This is a genomic window from Octadecabacter sp. R77987, from assembly GCF_042466115.1.
Classification (GTDB): Bacteria; Pseudomonadota; Alphaproteobacteria; order Rhodobacterales; family Rhodobacteraceae; genus SW4.
In genome coordinates this window covers 1,175,980-1,190,956 of the sequence record NZ_JAXHBQ010000001.1, presented here as the reverse complement: position 1 = coordinate 1,190,956, position 14,977 = coordinate 1,175,980, and the positions used below count along the sequence as shown (strand labels likewise).

The 14,977-nt window shown below is 60.7% G+C and carries 11 protein-coding genes and 1 pseudogene; 5 read left to right on the top strand and 7 right to left on the bottom strand.

Translation table 11 applies throughout. The features are described from left to right. Positions 1 to 7: 7 nt before the first annotated feature. Genes SJY21_RS05970 through SJY21_RS05960 form a run of 3 tightly spaced genes read right to left on the bottom strand, consistent with a single transcriptional unit; the run spans position 8 to position 3,163 of the window. A complete protein-coding gene (locus SJY21_RS05970) occupies positions 8 to 733 on the bottom strand; it encodes a YgfZ/GcvT domain-containing protein (RefSeq protein WP_377507590.1) in 726 nt (241 codons plus the stop codon). Further along, positions 726 to 2,480 carry an ABC transporter ATP-binding protein gene (locus SJY21_RS05965; protein WP_377507587.1) on the bottom strand — a complete coding sequence of 585 codons (1,755 nt, stop codon included), beginning with the start codon at positions 2,478 to 2,480 and terminating at the stop codon, positions 726 to 728. The genes SJY21_RS05970 and SJY21_RS05965 overlap by 8 nt, the downstream gene beginning before the upstream one ends. Beyond that, positions 2,477 to 3,163 (bottom strand): tyrosine-protein phosphatase, encoded by a 687-nt coding sequence (locus SJY21_RS05960; protein WP_377507584.1) that lies wholly within the window; start codon positions 3,161 to 3,163, stop codon positions 2,477 to 2,479. Before SJY21_RS05960 ends, SJY21_RS05965 begins: the two co-directional genes overlap by 4 nt. A gap of 131 nt (positions 3,164 to 3,294) precedes the next feature. On the opposite strand from SJY21_RS05960, the gene SJY21_RS05955 reads away from it, so the two are divergent. Then, positions 3,295 to 4,524 carry a pyridoxal-phosphate-dependent aminotransferase family protein gene (locus tag SJY21_RS05955; protein WP_377507581.1) on the top strand — a complete coding sequence of 410 codons (1,230 nt, stop codon included), beginning with the start codon at positions 3,295 to 3,297 and terminating at the stop codon, positions 4,522 to 4,524. A gap of 6 nt (positions 4,525 to 4,530) precedes the next feature. Here the strand turns inward: SJY21_RS05955 and SJY21_RS05950 are convergent. Continuing rightward, a pseudogene (locus SJY21_RS05950) lies at positions 4,531 to 5,644 on the bottom strand (pyridoxal phosphate-dependent aminotransferase). Positions 5,645 to 5,704: 60 nt separating this feature from the next. Here SJY21_RS05950 and SJY21_RS05945 point away from each other — a divergent pair. Further along, positions 5,705 to 5,896, top strand: coding sequence for a Tat pathway signal protein (locus tag SJY21_RS05945; RefSeq protein ID WP_377507578.1), 192 nt, complete (start codon positions 5,705 to 5,707; stop codon positions 5,894 to 5,896). 13 nt (positions 5,897 to 5,909) lie between these two features. Here SJY21_RS05945 and SJY21_RS05940 read toward each other — a convergent pair whose 3' ends face one another. Next, complete coding sequence (locus SJY21_RS05940) at positions 5,910 to 8,942, bottom strand: valine--tRNA ligase (RefSeq protein WP_377507574.1); 3,033 nt, start codon at positions 8,940 to 8,942, stop codon at positions 5,910 to 5,912. Between the two features lie 60 nt (positions 8,943 to 9,002). Beyond that, on the bottom strand, positions 9,003 to 9,443 hold the full coding sequence (locus SJY21_RS05935; protein WP_377507571.1) for an Lrp/AsnC family transcriptional regulator: 441 nt from the start codon (positions 9,441 to 9,443) through the stop codon (positions 9,003 to 9,005). Positions 9,444 to 9,556: 113 nt separating this feature from the next. On the opposite strand from SJY21_RS05935, the gene SJY21_RS05930 reads away from it, so the two are divergent. The 3 genes from SJY21_RS05930 to SJY21_RS05920 are packed head-to-tail and all read left to right on the top strand — an operon-like array spanning position 9,557 to position 14,073. Beyond that, positions 9,557 to 10,678: a type III PLP-dependent enzyme gene (locus tag SJY21_RS05930; RefSeq protein ID WP_377507568.1), complete on the top strand. Its 1,122-nt coding sequence runs from the start codon at positions 9,557 to 9,559 to the stop codon at positions 10,676 to 10,678. A gap of 49 nt (positions 10,679 to 10,727) precedes the next feature. Continuing rightward, complete coding sequence (locus SJY21_RS05925; protein WP_377507565.1) at positions 10,728 to 13,034, top strand: xanthine dehydrogenase family protein molybdopterin-binding subunit; 2,307 nt, start codon at positions 10,728 to 10,730, stop codon at positions 13,032 to 13,034. Beyond that, positions 13,021 to 14,073 carry a DUF2235 domain-containing protein gene (locus SJY21_RS05920; protein ID WP_377507562.1) on the top strand — a complete coding sequence of 351 codons (1,053 nt, stop codon included), beginning with the start codon at positions 13,021 to 13,023 and terminating at the stop codon, positions 14,071 to 14,073. Before SJY21_RS05925 ends, SJY21_RS05920 begins: the two co-directional genes overlap by 14 nt. On the opposite strand, the gene metF is transcribed toward SJY21_RS05920, so the two are convergent. Next, on the bottom strand, positions 14,070 to 14,936 hold the full coding sequence (gene metF, locus SJY21_RS05915; protein WP_377507559.1) for a methylenetetrahydrofolate reductase [NAD(P)H]: 867 nt from the start codon (positions 14,934 to 14,936) through the stop codon (positions 14,070 to 14,072). The two genes, SJY21_RS05920 and metF, sit on opposite strands and share 4 nt — an antisense overlap. Positions 14,937 to 14,977 lie beyond the last annotated feature (41 nt).

Sequence of the window (14,977 nt, the reverse complement as noted above, 5' to 3'; positions counted from 1 at the left end):
TTTTACATCAGGGCAGGGTGATGGTTGCCGTGCCAGCCGTCATGTCACCGACCGCGCGATCAAACCGCAGATAGGCAATCGCCTGTCCACCGCTTTGCGTAAACAGGGTGCCTGCCGGTTTTTCGCCCGCCATGATGTCGGTCCCAACAGGGGCCGCGCCATTGATAGCAACGGTGCGCAGACCTTTGCGCAACTGGGTCTTGTGCTTCATCCGCGCGGCAATTTCTTGGCCGACATAGCAGCCTTTGCGGAAATCAATGCCATGCAGGCGTTCAAACCCGGCTTCAAGGATGTAGGTGTCAGGTGTCAGTTCGACCCCCGTTTCGGGCACGCAATGCGCCACGCGCAGGGCATCCCAATCGGTGTCATCGCCGACACTCGTATCGCCATAGCTGCGCCAGCCAAGGGCGGGATGGCGTGGATCTTCAAGCACGCCTTTGGGTGGTTCAGCCGTCCCACGCGACGCGATCAATCCCGATTCGGCAATCTGCACATCGGCGCGCAGCCGATACATGTTCAGTCGCTGGGCAAGGGTTGGGGCGTGGCTGCTGGCCACGTCGATCAGGATGCGATCATCCTCTGCCCACGTAAAGAAATCGGCGATATACTTGCCCTGCGGTGTCAACAGCGCGCAGTAAACCAGCCCGTCGCGTGTGATGTCATTTGTCACCAGCCCTTGCAGGAAATCCGTGCGGTCGGCGCCCGTGAGGGCAAGAACAGTGCGGTCAGTCATCGCGATCCCGAAATTGCATGTTGTAAAGGTCGGCGTAAAGTCCGCCGCGCGCCAGCAGGTCGTCATGCGTGCCTTCGTCAACGACGCGGCCCTGATCCATCACGACGATCTTGTCGGCGTTGCGGATCGTTGACAACCGGTGTGCAATCACAAGTGTCGTGCGCCCCTTGGACAGCTTTTCAAGGGCGGCCTGCACGATGGCTTCGGATTTCGTATCAAGTGCGCTTGTGGCCTCGTCCAGCAGCAGGATCGGTGTGTCGCGCAGCAGGGCGCGGGCAATGGCCACGCGCTGGCGCTGGCCGCCGGACAGGTTTGATCCGCGCGGCCCTGCAGGGCTGTTGAGACCGGCGGGCAGGTTGGGCAGGAAATCGGCCACATGGGCCGCTTCAAGCACGCCGTTCAGATGTGTTTCGTCCACATCGTTGCGCCCCAACAGGATGTTGTCGCGCAGGGTTTCGTCAAACAATGCGGCGTCTTGCGTGACCACTGAAAACAGACCGCGCAGGCCGTCCAAAGGCATATGTGTGATATCAATTCCCGCAATGTCCACGTGGCCGGACTGTGGTTCAATCAACCGGGTCAATACGTTGAAAACGGTACTTTTCCCCGCGCCCGATGCCCCGACAAGCGCGGTGGTTTTCCCCGCATCGGCCGTAAATGTCGTTCCACGCAAGACGGGCAGTTCGTCATAGGCAAGACCGACATCTTGCAGCGTGATCCTGGGCGCGGTGGTTGGCGGGGCAACGGGTTTTGCGGCGATTTCCAGCGTTGATTGCATCTGAAAAAGCGCCAGCACCCGTTCAATTGCCGCCGCTGCGGCCTGCCACAGGCCACTGATATTGCCAAGACGGCGCAAGGGTTCAAAGGCCAGCGCCATTGCCGTGAAAAACGCCATGAATTCGCCCACGCTCTTGTCACCGGCGATGATCTCGGCGCCGCCATAAAGCAAGACGCCAAGAAAACCGACACCTGTCATGATGTCGATCAGGCCGGGGATCGTGGCCTGCCCCAGGGCGGCTTTGACCTCGGCCTCGACGCGGGCATCAATCAGGGCATCATAACGACGCGCTTGATACTCTTCGAGGGCATTCAGCTTGATAGGATTGATGCCGTGAAACACCTCGTCCAGACGGGTCGACATGCGACCAGCAATTTCGCGCGCGGCGGCGGCCTTGCGGCGCACATAGCCTTGGGCCAACAGGGATGGAAGCACCAACAGCGGAATGCCGATCAGCGCAACCATCGTCCAGCGCCAGTCAACGAACAGCGCCACGCCAAACAACCAGATTACCGCCACCACATCGCGCCCCAAGCCGGTGATCAGCCCTGTCCAGACAGCCCCCAGCGCGCCCACATCGCCCTGCACCCGTTCGATCAGATAGCCGGGCGGATTTGTCTGGTGAAACGATCCGTCCAGCCCCATCAAGTGGCGCAACAACGCCGAGCGCATTTCCGCAGCTGATTTTTCAGACACCCGTTTCAGGATCACCCGCTGGCCAACGGAACTAAGCGCGCGGGTCGTGAAGATGACCAGGATCCCGATGCCGACCCACCACAATGCCTCGGTGCTGCCTGCAATGAATATCTGGTCAAACATCGGTTGCATGATGGCGGCCAGCAGGCCCAGCATCGACCCTTCCAATGCCATCAGGAATGTTGCCACCATCAGCCAGGGCCAATGGTGGCGCAGGTAATTGCGCCACAGCCAGCCGAACAGATTGGTTTTCTTTTCAGCGGTTTCAGTCATGACTTGCCCCGGTTCGCGGCAAAGTTGGCACTGGTTACTGCGGGGTCATACTGCGTTGCGATCCAGTCGCGTATGCTGATCGGGCTGGTGGCATTGCTGGCAGCAAAGTCATCCAGAACCTGATCCAACACACCGGTTTTCGATTTGCGCAGGTGCAGGTATCTGAACGACAGCTGGTCACGCACGCTATCCACATCCGCGCCGGTCTGGTCAAGCAGGTAAAGCGCGCTGGCCAGCCCCGCCCGATCCGCACCGGATTTGCAGTGCATCAGGACGGGGAGTTCGATGCGATCAAATATGTCGAGCAATTCAAGCAGGTTGTCGCGCGGCGGGGCCTTGCGTGCGTCAAAGTGGATGTCGACCAAGGTCAGCCCCAATGCCGCGCAACTTTCGCGTTCGAACAGATAATGCGCGTATCTGGTCGCGCCGCGCAGGTTCAGCACTGTTTTGACGCCCAGATCGCGCGCCTTTTCAAGACGCCGATGATCGGGTTGATTGGACCGGTAGACCCCGTCGGCAACCTGATCAAAGTTGGTCCAGAAGGCACGCAGAAACCCGTGATCAAACAGCTGGTAGTGCAGGCGCGATTTGCGCCGTTCGCGCGGGTCGGTGATATCCGTGCCGAACGAATGGTGCAGGTTGCGTTCCCACCTGTTGATCTTGTGTAGCAGGCTTTGCAGCATTCTTGGGCGGGCTCCTGTGGCGCTTAGTCGGGTCTAGTCGCAAATGGGGTCAAAGGGCAAGCAAGGCAAGTGATTGACCCCGCACCAAAGGCGCGTAATGTCACGCGGTTGATCCCGCACACGAGGTTTCCATGCTGTCCAACGGTCGTCCCTATCTGGCCATTCCCGGCCCATCTGTCATGCCAGACCGCGTGTTGAACGCGATGCACCGCGCCGCCCCCAATATCTATACGGGCGAGTTGATCGACATGACCGCAAGCATCCTGCCCGATCTGCGTGCCGTTGCCCGCACCGATCACCAGGTCGCAATCTATATCGTCAATGGCCATGGCGCGTGGGAGGCGGCACTAAGCAATGTTGTCGCGCCCGGCGACACGGTGCTGGTGCTGGCGACAGGGCGGTTTGGCCACGGCTGGGGCGAAATGGCGGATGGATTGGGCGTGACTGTTGAAACGCTCGACTTTGGCGACGAGCAGGCGATTGATCTGGGCGCAGTTGAAAAACGTTTGGCGCAGGACAAAGACGGGCGGATCAAGGCTGTCCTGGCTGTGTTTGTTGATACATCCACCGGTATCAAGAATGATATCAAGGGCTTGCGTGACGTCATGGATTTGTCGGGCCACGGCGCGCTGCTGATGGCCGATTGTATCGCGTCACTGGGGTGTGACCGTTTCGAGATGGACGCATGGGGCGTGGATGTGACGATCGCCGCCAGCCAGAAGGGGCTGATGACGCCACCCGGGCTTGGGTTTGTCTGGTTCAACTCCAAGGCCGCCGCGGTGCGTGCGCAAATGCCCCGTGTCAGCCGCTATTGGGACTGGACGCCGCGCGCCAACCCGGACGGATACTGGCAACATTTTGATGGCACCGCACCAACGCACCACCTGTTCGGGCTGCGCGCCGCCCTTGATATGATCAAGGAGGAAGGGCTGGAAAACGTCTGGCATCGCCATGAAACGCTGGCCCGTGCAATCTGGGCAGCTTGTGAAGTCTGGGGGCAGGGCGGTCCGCTGAAACTGAATGTTGCAAACCCGGTGCAACGTTCGCATGCCGTCACGTCGATCGGGATCGGGTCGCCCGATGGTGACCGCTTGCGCGCATGGCTTGAACAGGTGGCAGGCGTGACACTTGGCATCGGTTTGGGGCGTGAACCGGCGGATGCCTATTTCCGCATCGGCCACATGGGGCACGTGAATGCACATATGGTTCTGGGCGTGCTGGCGTGTCTGGATGCGGGCCTTGTTGCGCTGGATATTCCACATGGAAAGGGCGCAGTCGCGGCGGCGACCCAGTTGATCGCGGATGGGTCACGCGTGGCGATCGCGCCCGCTGCTTGCACGGCCAAACAGTGCTGCGGCTAAGGCAGCCTAGGCCTTGCGCGCCGCGGCCAGTGCCTGGGGCAGCGCGCTAGCCAGCGCGTCCATATCGGCGTCGGTTCCGCAACTGATGCGGATGCAGCGGTCTTGTGGTGCAACAAACGGCATGCGCACAAAAATGCCACGCGCAATCAGGCCATTCAGAACCGCACGCGCAAAATTACCATCGGCACCGCAATCAATGGCGACAAAATTCGTCGCCGAGGGGAGGGCCGTCAGGCCGTTTTCGGCAGCGATGGCCGCGATCCGGCCACGGGCTGTGGCGACCTTGCCGCGCACCTGTGCCAGCCAGTCCTGATCGGCCAGTGCCGCCAGCGCGCCCGTCTGTGAAATCCGGTTCATCCCGAAATGGTTGCGCACCTTGTTGAAGGCATTGATCAGTGGCGCCGGTCCAATCGCATAGCCAACCCGCGCGCCCGCCATGCCATAGCCCTTGGAAAAGGTGCGCATGCGGATCACGCGGGTATCGGTCGGGTCGATGTCGGGGGTCGTGCCGTCGGGAGCCAGTTCGACATAGGCTTCGTCCAGCACCAAAAGCGCGTGGTCGGGCACGGATTTCAGCATCCGGCGGATCGTTTTGGCACTGTGGACGCTGCCCATGGGATTGTCGGGATTGGCCAGATAGATCAGCTTAGCGCGGACTTCGCGGGCCTTGGTGGTCAGGTGGTCGGGGTCTTCGAAATTGCCGGTATAGGCGACCTGATGCAACACCCCGCCAAAGCCGGCCACATGGTAATTGAACGTCGGATAGGCGCCTGCACTGGTCACGACCGCATCGCCGGGGCCGACCATCAGCCGCACCAATAGCCCCAGCAAGGTGTCGATTCCTTCGCCTATCATGATGTGTTCGGGGGCGATCCCGTGGTGTGCCGCCAGCGCGGCACGCAAATCATGGCTTTCGGGGTCGGCGTATTTCCAGATCTCGCTGGCCGCGGCTTCCATCGCCGCAATCGCCTTGGGCGAGGGGCCAAAGACGGACTCGATTTGCGCCCAGACGGGCCGCAAACGGTGCACCGCGCGCGCGTTCCTGTGCTTCGGGGCCAACGAAAGGAACGCTGGCGGGCAGGGCGGCGGCAAGCGGGGTCAGGCGCGGATCATCAGTCATAGGGGGAGATAACCGCCCCTTGTCCCCTTTGCAAAGAGGTTAATGCGTGGCTAGATGCGAATGGATCGCAAAAAGGGGGATTTCCCGATGGCGAAACTGACACGGCGCGGCTTTCTGGCCGCAACCGGCGCGGCTGTGACGGTGCGCGCCCTGCCGACACTGGCAACCCGCGCGGGCGGGCGGCGCATTCTGACGCTGGTCTATGACAAGGGGTTGGGGATGATGCGCGCCGTGGAACGGTTGGTTCCCTAAGCGCGCATCGGTTCTAGATTTCGTTTAGCCGGTCCAGCGCGGCGGACAGTTGCGCGATTTCTTCTTCGCGCAGGGCCAGATTTGCCTTGGCCTCGGCGACGATTTCATCGGGTGCGGATTCAACGAATTTCGGGTTGTTCAACCGGCCACGTAATCCGCCCGCTTCCTTTTCAACCTTGCCCAGGCTTTTGGCGATACGTTCTTTTTCCGCGTCCACGTCAACGATATCGGCCAGCGGCAGCGCGAATGTCGCGCCCGGTGTGGCGACGGTGAGCGAGCCTTTGGGAGCTTCATCGACAGCCGTCATGCTATCAATCCGTGCAAGGCGTTTGATCATCACTTGGTTGTTGTCCCACGCCACCTGTGCAGGGGCGTCCGTGTTCAGGCGCAACACCGGAATTTTCAGCCCCGCAGGCACGTTCATCTGCGCGCGGGCAGACCGCACACCTTCGATCATGGCGATGGTCCAGCCCAGTTCGGCGTCGGCCTCGGGGTCAACCAAATCAGCCGCCGTGTAAGTGGGCCAATCGGCGTGAACCAGCAATTTGTCGCGGGTGCCAAGGGTGCCCCAGAGTTCCTCGGTAATAAACGGCATAATCGGGTGCAGCAGGATCAGGCATTGGTCGAGAACCCATGCCATTGTCGCCTGCGTTTCGGCCTTGGCGTCCGCGTCCCCGTCCATCAACAACGGCTTGGAGAGTTCCACATACCAGTCGCAAACCTTGCCCCAGACAAAAGCATAAAGCGCGTTGGCGGCATCGTTGAACCGATAGGCGGTGAGGGCGGCGTCTACCTCTTCGCGCACGCGACCTGTTTCGCCAATGATCCATTTGTTCACGGGCGCTGTGGGTGTCGGGATGGCCCCGTCACTGCCCACGGCGTCGTTCATTTCCGCAAAGCGGCAGGCGTTCCACAGTTTCGTGCCAAAGTTGCGATAGCCCTTGATCCGGTCCTCGGAAATTTTCAGCACACCACCAAGGGCGGCCATCGCGGCGTTCGACATGCGCAGGGCATCGGCGCCGTAAAGGTCAATCATATCAAGAGGATCAATGACGTTGCCACGGGTTTTGGACATCTTCTCGCCTTTGGCATCGCGCACAAGCTGGTGAAGGTAAACCGTGTGGAACGGGTTTTCGTGCAGCACCGCTTGGGACATCATCATCATCCGCGCGACCCAGAAAAACAGGATATCCTGCCCGGTGATCAACACATCGCCGGGGAAGTATTTGTGCAATTCGGGCGTGTCCTCGGCGCAGCCCAGCGTGCCGAACGGCCAGAGGCCAGAGGAGAACCATGTGTCGAGGACATCGGGGTCGCGACCCAACATTACATGCGGTTTCTCTGAGCCTTCCAATTTGCCCAGTTCATAGAATTTCTGTGTCAACTCGGCGGCGTTGCTCGCATAGCTAACATCCGCAAGTTCACCATAGTATGCTTCTGCGAGCTTTCGCGCCTCGCCGCCGCTGGCGGCACAAAAGGCCTTCGGCGAAGAGTTGGCGTTTTGGTTGATTTGACCGTCAACGACTTCAGGTCCATACCAAACCGGAATCTGATGCCCCCACCACAACTGGCGCGAGATGCACCACGGTTCGATATTTTCCAGCCAGTGAAAGAACACCTTCTCGCCGGATTCCGGAATGATTTTCACATCGCCCTGACGCACGGATTCGAGCGCGGGGCCGACGATCTTGTCGGTGTCCACGAACCACTGGTCTGTCAGCATCGGTTCGATGACCACTTTGGAACGGTCGCCAAACGGCTGCATGATTTTCTTGGATTCGACAAACGGCACCTTTTCCAGATGTTCGGAATTGGTTTCCTCGTCGATGGTCTTCACGAGGGTCGACACGGCCAGCCCTTCGGCGGTGATGTCGGCGACCACGCGTTTGCGCGCCTCGAAACGATCCAGCCCGCGGTAGTCTTCGGGGACAAGGTTCATTGCGGCAACCGTGGCTTCGGTGAATTCAGCCGTGCCATTGGCGATGGCTTGGGCCATGGCGGCCTCGTCAGCGTAAGGCTTACCGTCGGCGCGCATCGCGCCTTTGGTGTCCATCAGGTTATACATCGGGATGCCGCCGCGCTTGGCCACCTGATAGTCGTTGAAATCATGCGCGCCGGTGATTTTCACGGCACCCGATCCGAAATCCTTGTCAGGGTATTCGTCGGTGATGATCGGGATCAGACGGCGGTGTTCAGCGGGGCCAACCGGAATTTCGCACAGTTTACCAACGATCGGCGCATAGCGTTCATCAGATGGATGCACGGCAACCGCGCCGTCGCCCAGCATGGTTTCAGGGCGGGTCGTGGCGATGGAAATATAGTCGCGCGTTTCGCGCAGGGTGACATTCCCGTCTTCGTCTTTTTCAACGTATTCATAGGTTTCCCCACCAGCCAGCGGGTATTTGAAGTGCCACATGTGGCCGTCGACTTCGATGTTTTCGACCTCAAGATCGGAAATCGCCGTTTCAAAGTGCGGGTCCCAGTTGACCAGACGTTTGCCACGATAGATCAGCCCCTTGTCATACATATCGACAAAGACGCGGATCACGGCGTCGTGGAAGTTTCCGTCCTTTTCCGTGTCGGGCGCGGTTTCGGCACCCGACATCGTAAAGGCGGATCGTGACCAGTCCATGCTGTCGCCCAACCGGCGGGCCTGCTGCTCGATGGTGCCACCCTTGGCGGCTTTCCATTCCCAGACCTTTTTCAGGAATTCCTCGCGGCCCAGTTCAACCCGCTTGGGTTGCTGGGTGTCGGCCAGTTCCTTTTCCACCATCAACTGCGTGGCGATCCCTGCGTGATCCAATCCGGGCTGCCACAGGGTGTCAAAGCCCTGCATGCGTTTCCAGCGGGTCAGGATATCCATCAGCGTGTGGTTGAAGGCGTGCCCGACATGCAAGGAACCGGTCACATTGGGAGGTGGCAGCATGATGCAAAAGGTGTCGTCGCGGCTGGCATTGGCCCCCGCGGCAAAGGCGTTTGCGTCTTCCCACGCGGCATAAATGCGCCCTTCGGCAATCGCGGAATCGAATGTCTTTTCCATTGGCATCAGTTTAGTCCCATCTGGTTTGAATGGGGGAATACCCAATGCAGCGCGCAAGGGAAAGGGTCAGACGGCGCGATCAATCCGCGTGGACAGATGGATCAGCGATTCCGAGCTTTCAACACCCGCAATCGCGCCGATCCTGTCCAGCGTTTCATCCAGTTCCAGCGTCGATGTTGTGCGCAACTGGCAGGCCAGATCGAACCGCCCTGACGTGGTGTGCACCTTTTCGACTGCAGGCAGATGGCGCAGGTGGGTCAGCACGGCTGTCTGCGCTGACGGCTTGATCTTGATCAGCACGGTCGCGCGGATCATCCCCGCCTGCGCGTCATCGGACAGCCGCAGGGTGTATCCGGCGATGGTGCCATTGCGTTCCAGCCGGTCAAGGCGGGCTTGAACGGTCGTGCGCGCAAGGTTCAGATGGGCGGCCAGTTTGGCGACGGGCATCCGTGCGTTGCTGCCCAAAAGGGCCAGGATTTGGCGGTCGGTTTGGTCAAGATCGGTCATATCGCCAGTATCTCCGGCAAACCGGCGAAAACAAGAGTCATTTTGTGCAAAGCGCCACGATATTTTGACGAAACCCGCACCTATCCTGATGAAAAGCAATATCAGGGATCACGATGCAGCAACAAACCGTCCCGCAAGCCACGCCTGTGAGTTTTCTCGCAGCCAACGCGCCCGACATGCCGGTGCATTTCTTTGCGCCTGCCGCTTTGGACGCACGGCTTGCGGAATTTTGTGCGGGCTTTGACGGGATGGTGACTTACGCGGTCAAGGCCAATCCCGACGAGGCGGTGATCATGCGCCTTTGTGCGGGTGGCATTGGCGGTTTCGATGTCGCCTCGCCGGACGAAATTGCGCTGATCCGGCGGCTGTGTCCGCACGCGGCGCTGCATTACAACAACCCCGTGCGCTCGCGCGATGAAATTGCCTTTGGCATCGCTGCGAGGGTGGATTCCTGGTCGGTGGACGATGCTGGTGAATTGGCAAAACTGATCGCCTTGGGTGTCACCGATTGCGAAATTGCGGTGCGTTTCAAATTACCGGTCGGTGGTGCGGCCTATAATTTCGGTGCCAAGTTCGGGGCCGAGGAAGGCGAAGCCGTGGAGCTGTTGCGACAGGTCGCGGCGGCCGGTTTCAAACCGGCACTGACATTTCACGTGGGCACCCAATGCCGCGACCCGAATGCGTATGGCACCTACGTGCGCGCGGCTGCGCGGATTGCGCAAGCTGCAGGTGTGACGATTGCACGGCTCAACGTTGGGGGCGGATTTCCATCGGCGCGGGATGGCGCGCCGGTGGATATGCAGCCGTTTTTTGACGCCATCGCGGGCGCGATGGATGCGTTTGCACAGCGCCCGGCGCTGGTCTGTGAACCGGGGCGCGGGCTGGTCGCCGACAGCCATGCTTACGCCGTGCAGGTCAAATCCCTGCGCGCAGGACGTGTTTATTTGAATGACGGTGTCTATGGCGGGCTGTCGGAATTTCCGTCGATGGTCGTGCCGACGTTCCGTGTCGTCGCCCCTGATGGCACACTGCGCAGTGGCGTGCCTGACCCGCGCATCGTGTTCGGCCCGACCTGTGACAGCATCGACCAACTGCCTGATCCCTTGCCCTTGCCGCGTGATCTGGCCGAGGGCGACTGGATCATCTTTGCGGCGATGGGCGCTTATCTGTCCGGCGTCACCACGCGGTTCAACGGCTATGGCGACAGGATCAGTGTGCAGGTTGACCACCTCTAGACAGCGCGGCCATTCCGGTTAGGCTGACAGGCGCAACACCGGGGGTGGCATGGAAAAGTTTGGCAAATCGCAGTCTGTGGCCCGGGTCGAGGATCACCGTTTTCTGACCGGCGCGGGCCGCTATATCGACGATATCACCCCTGATGGTGCGTTGGTCGGCTATGTTCTGCGTTCGGTCGTGGCGCATGGGCGGATCACAGCGCTGGATGTGACGGATGCACGCGACAGCGACGGTGTGCATCTGGTCCTGACTTTGTCCGACCTTGAAACCGCAGGCCTGCGCGTCGGCATGAAAAGCACCACCGTGCGCAATATCGACGGGACCAAGGGTGCGGACCCCGAACGCCCGTTGTTGGCGCGCGGTGTGGTGCGTTTTGTCGGGGAACCCGTTGCCTTTATTGTTGCCGACACTTTGGCGCAGGCGCGCGATGGGGCCGAATTGATTGGCCTTAATATCGACGATCTGCCTGTGCAGGTGACGCCCATGGTGGGTGGCGCGCAAATTCACGACGAGGTGCGCGACAATCTGGCCTTTGATTTCGGGCTGGGAGACCGCGACGCCGTAGCAAAGGCCGAGGCTGGCGCGGCGCATTTTGTCACCCTTGAGGTGGCTGACAACCGCATCATCTGCAATGCGATGGAACCGCGCGGCTGCTACGCCGAACCGGACGGGAACCGCCTGCATGTGGCCGTCAACGGGCAGGGTGTCTGGGCGGTGAAATCCGATCTGGTGTATCACCTCAACTTGGACGCTGCCGACATTCGCGTCACGAATCCCGATGTGGGTGGCGGCTTTGGCATGAAGGCGATGGCCTATCCTGAAACGACCTTGGTGGCCCATGCCGCCCGCGCGCTGGGCCGTCCCGTTAAATGGATGTCGGACCGCAGCGAAGGCATGCAAAGCGATAATGCGGGCCGCGATCTGGTGTCGACAGCCACGCTGGCGCTGGACGCGGATCATCACATACTGTCCTACCGCGTTGAAACCATTGCCAATATGGGCGCATACAACAGCCAGTATGCGCAGCCGATCCAGTCGGAACTGTTTTCAAAGGTGCTGCCCGGCGTCTATGACATGCAGACCGTCTGGATGAACACCAAGGGCGTTTACACCAATACCACGCAGGTCGATGCCTATCGCGGCGCGGGGCGCCCCGAGGCGATTTTCGTGCTGGAACGGGTGATGGATCACGCGGCGCGCAGCCTTGGCATTGATCCGTGGGAGTTGCGGCGGCGCAACTTCATCCGCCCCGACCAGTTTCCCTATACCTCGGCCACGGGGCAACCCTATGACGTGGGCGATTTCGCCGCCGTTCTGGACCGCGTTGGCGAAAATGCCGATCGCGCGGGGTTTGCCGCGCGGCGTGACGCATCTGCAAAGGCGGGCAAACTGCGCGGGCAGGGCTTGTGTTACTATATCGAAAGCATCCTTGGCGCGCCGACCGAAACCGCGAATGTGGTGTTCAACGCTGATGGCACTGCGTCGATTTTTGTCGGCACGCAGTCGAACGGGCAGGGGCATGAAACGGTCTTTGCCCGGTTTCTGTCTGACCAGACGGGCATTCCAGCCGACCGGATCACCGTGGTGCAAGGCGATAGTGACCTGATCGCAACGGGCGGTGGCACGGGCGGGTCACGGTCGGTGACCGTGCAAAACACGGCGACTTTGGCCGTGGTGGACAAGATAACGACCAGTTTTGCGGCGTTTCTGGCCGCCGTCGAAGGGGTTGATACCGCTGACATTACCTTTGATGATGCACAGTTCCGTATCGCAGGATCGAACCTTGCGCCAACCATGCTTGAGGTGGCGCAGATGGCGCGGGACGCAGGGCGCGGCGATCTGCTGAACCAAAGCGCGACAATCACGCTGGAGCAGCGATCGTTTCCCAATGGCGCGCATGTGGCCGAAGTTGAAATTGACCGCGAAACGGGTGTCGTGACGGTCGCGCGATATACTGTGGTTGACGATTTTGGCAATCTTATCAACCCGATGCTGGTCGCAGGGCAGGTGCACGGCGGTGTTGCCCAAGGGATCGGGCAGGCGATCACGGAACAGGTTGTCCATGACGAAACAGGGCAGCTTTTGTCGGCCAGTTTCATGGATTACGCGATGCCGCGCGCCGATGACCTGCCGATGATCAGCTTTGAGAATCTACCCACCCCCAGCCTTTATAACCCGATGGGCATGAAGGGCTGCGGCGAGGCGGGCACTGTTGGCGCGCTTGCCGCGGTGGCCAACGCGGTGCAGGATGCCCTGTGGGACAGCGGTGTCAGGGGCGTTGAGATGCCCTTTACCCCGCATCGTGTATGGTTAAGCCTGCAACAGGCAAGCGAGGGAAAAGGTGCCGCTGCGTGACTGGTTACTGGGCCTACTAGGGCGCCGTCCACGATCAGAGGATGGTGTTCACCCGCGTCGTGGCAAGGCCACGCATGTGATTATCCTTGATGGCACCATGTCGTCGCTGCGCAAGGGGTTTGAAACCAACGCCGGTCAGCTTTTGAAACTGCTGCGCGAGGTCGGGTATAGCGCAAACCTGTCCATCTATTACGAGGCCGGCATTCAATGGCGCGATTGGCGTGGCACGGTGGATGTGATGACAGGGCGGGGCATCAATCGCCAGATCGAGCGGGCATATGGCGTGCTTGCCTCGCGTTATCACCCCGGCGACAAGATCGTGCTGGTGGGCTATTCGCGCGGGGCTTATGCGGTGCGCAGCCTTGCGGGCGTCATTGACATGGTCGGGCTGGTCAAGCGCGAGGAGGCAACCTCGCGCACGATCCGCACCGCCTATCGCCACTATCGCACAGGCGCGCGCAGCCCGACATCGCAGGTTTTTCGTGACAGGTTTTGCCATCCATCCGCCCCGATCGAAGCCGTCGCCGTTTGGGATACCGTCAAGGCGCTGGGCCTGCGTTTGCCGATTGTCTGGCGCTGGTCCGAGGTGCATCACGCTTTTCACAACCACACGCTGGGCAATTCCGTCGCGCACGGGTTCCACGCCGTTGCGCTGGATGAAACCCGTGCCGCCTATAGCCCGGTGATGTGGGTTTGCCCGTCATGCTGGGACGGGAAGATGGAACAGGTCTGGTTTCGCGGCAATCACGGTGATGTCGGCGGGCAGGTGGACGGGCTGAAGCGTTCGCGCCCCCTGGCCAATATTCCGCTGGTCTGGATGCTTGAACGGCTTGAAGACTGCGGGCTTGCGCTGCCCGACCACTGGCGCGAACGTTTTCCCTGCGATGTGAACGCGCCGTCAATCGGCAAGTGGCGCGGCTGGAGCAAGCTGTTCCTCATCCGGCGCAAGCGCATCGTCGGTGCCGACCCGTCCGAGCGGATCCACGAAACGGTTGATCAGGTGGCCCCGCGCCGCGTTTGGGGCTGGCGATCGGCCTAGGCCACGTTTTGCAAGCGCACCTTGGGCGTGACACCCAATGCGTGGCACACATCGCGGGTCAGTTCAGGACGGTTGAGCGTGTAAAAGTGCAGGTGATCCACGCCGCCGATGATCAGGTCGTCGCAAAGTTCGCTTGCAAGGGCCGTGGCCAGCAAGTCGGTCGTGCCATCGCGGGTGGCGTTTTCAAAGGCATCGGCGATCAGCGGCGGGATGGATGTGCCGCAGGCCTGCGCAAACTTCCGTGCGCCGGTCCAGTTTTCAACCGGCAAAATGCCGGGGATGATCGGCGCGGTGATGCCGGCGGCGGCACAGGCATCGCGAAAGCGGAAAAAGGTGTCTGCTTCAAAGAAAAACTGGGTGATGGCGCTGGTCGCACCTGCGTCGAACTTGCGTTTCAGGTGGTCGATATCGGCCTGCTGGCTGGCGGCTTCGGGATGTTCTTCGGGGTAGGCACCCACGTGGATTGCGAATTTTCCGGTCTCGGCAAGGGCTTCGATCAGATCGACGCTACCGGCGAACCCGTCAGCGTGGGGGCGATATCCGTTGCTGCCCTTGGGCGCATCGCCACGTAAGGCAACGATTTGGGTGACGCCGATGTCGGCATAGCCCTGGGCGATATCCAAGGTTTCGGCGCGGGATGCATCGACGCAGGTCAGGTGCGCGGCGACATTCAGCCCCGATGTCTTGTGGATCGTGCCAACCGCGTCATGGGTCAGCTTGCGGGTTGCGCCCCCCGCGCCGTAGGTGACCGATACAAATTCAGGGTCCAGCGGGGCCAGCGTGTTGACGCAATCCCAAAGGCGGAACGACCCTTCAAGGTTTTTGGGCGGGAAGAATTCAAATGAAACGGCGGGCGTGGACATATCGGGCCTCCTTGGCGGTTAGCTGCTTGTGTCACGCGTAC

Bases quoted from the DNA above. Each gene is read 5' to 3' on its own strand.
- SJY21_RS05970 (WP_377507590.1), bottom strand. From the start codon at position 733: ATGACTGACCGCACTGTTCTTGCCCTCACGGGCGCCGACCGCACGGAT.
- SJY21_RS05965 (WP_377507587.1), bottom strand. From the start codon at position 2,480: ATGACTGAAACCGCTGAAAAGAAAACCAATCTGTTCGGCTGGCTGTGG.
- SJY21_RS05960 (WP_377507584.1), bottom strand. From the start codon at position 3,163: ATGCTGCAAAGCCTGCTACACAAGATCAACAGGTGGGAACGCAACCTG.
- SJY21_RS05955 (WP_377507581.1), top strand. From the start codon at position 3,295: ATGCTGTCCAACGGTCGTCCCTATCTGGCCATTCCCGGCCCATCTGTC.
- SJY21_RS05945 (WP_377507578.1), top strand. From the start codon at position 5,705: ATGGATCGCAAAAAGGGGGATTTCCCGATGGCGAAACTGACACGGCGC.
- SJY21_RS05940 (WP_377507574.1), bottom strand. From the start codon at position 8,942: ATGCCAATGGAAAAGACATTCGATTCCGCGATTGCCGAAGGGCGCATT.
- SJY21_RS05935 (WP_377507571.1), bottom strand. From the start codon at position 9,443: ATGACCGATCTTGACCAAACCGACCGCCAAATCCTGGCCCTTTTGGGC.
- SJY21_RS05930 (WP_377507568.1), top strand. From the start codon at position 9,557: ATGCAGCAACAAACCGTCCCGCAAGCCACGCCTGTGAGTTTTCTCGCA.
- SJY21_RS05925 (WP_377507565.1), top strand. From the start codon at position 10,728: ATGGAAAAGTTTGGCAAATCGCAGTCTGTGGCCCGGGTCGAGGATCAC.
- metF (WP_377507559.1), bottom strand. From the start codon at position 14,936: ATGTCCACGCCCGCCGTTTCATTTGAATTCTTCCCGCCCAAAAACCTT.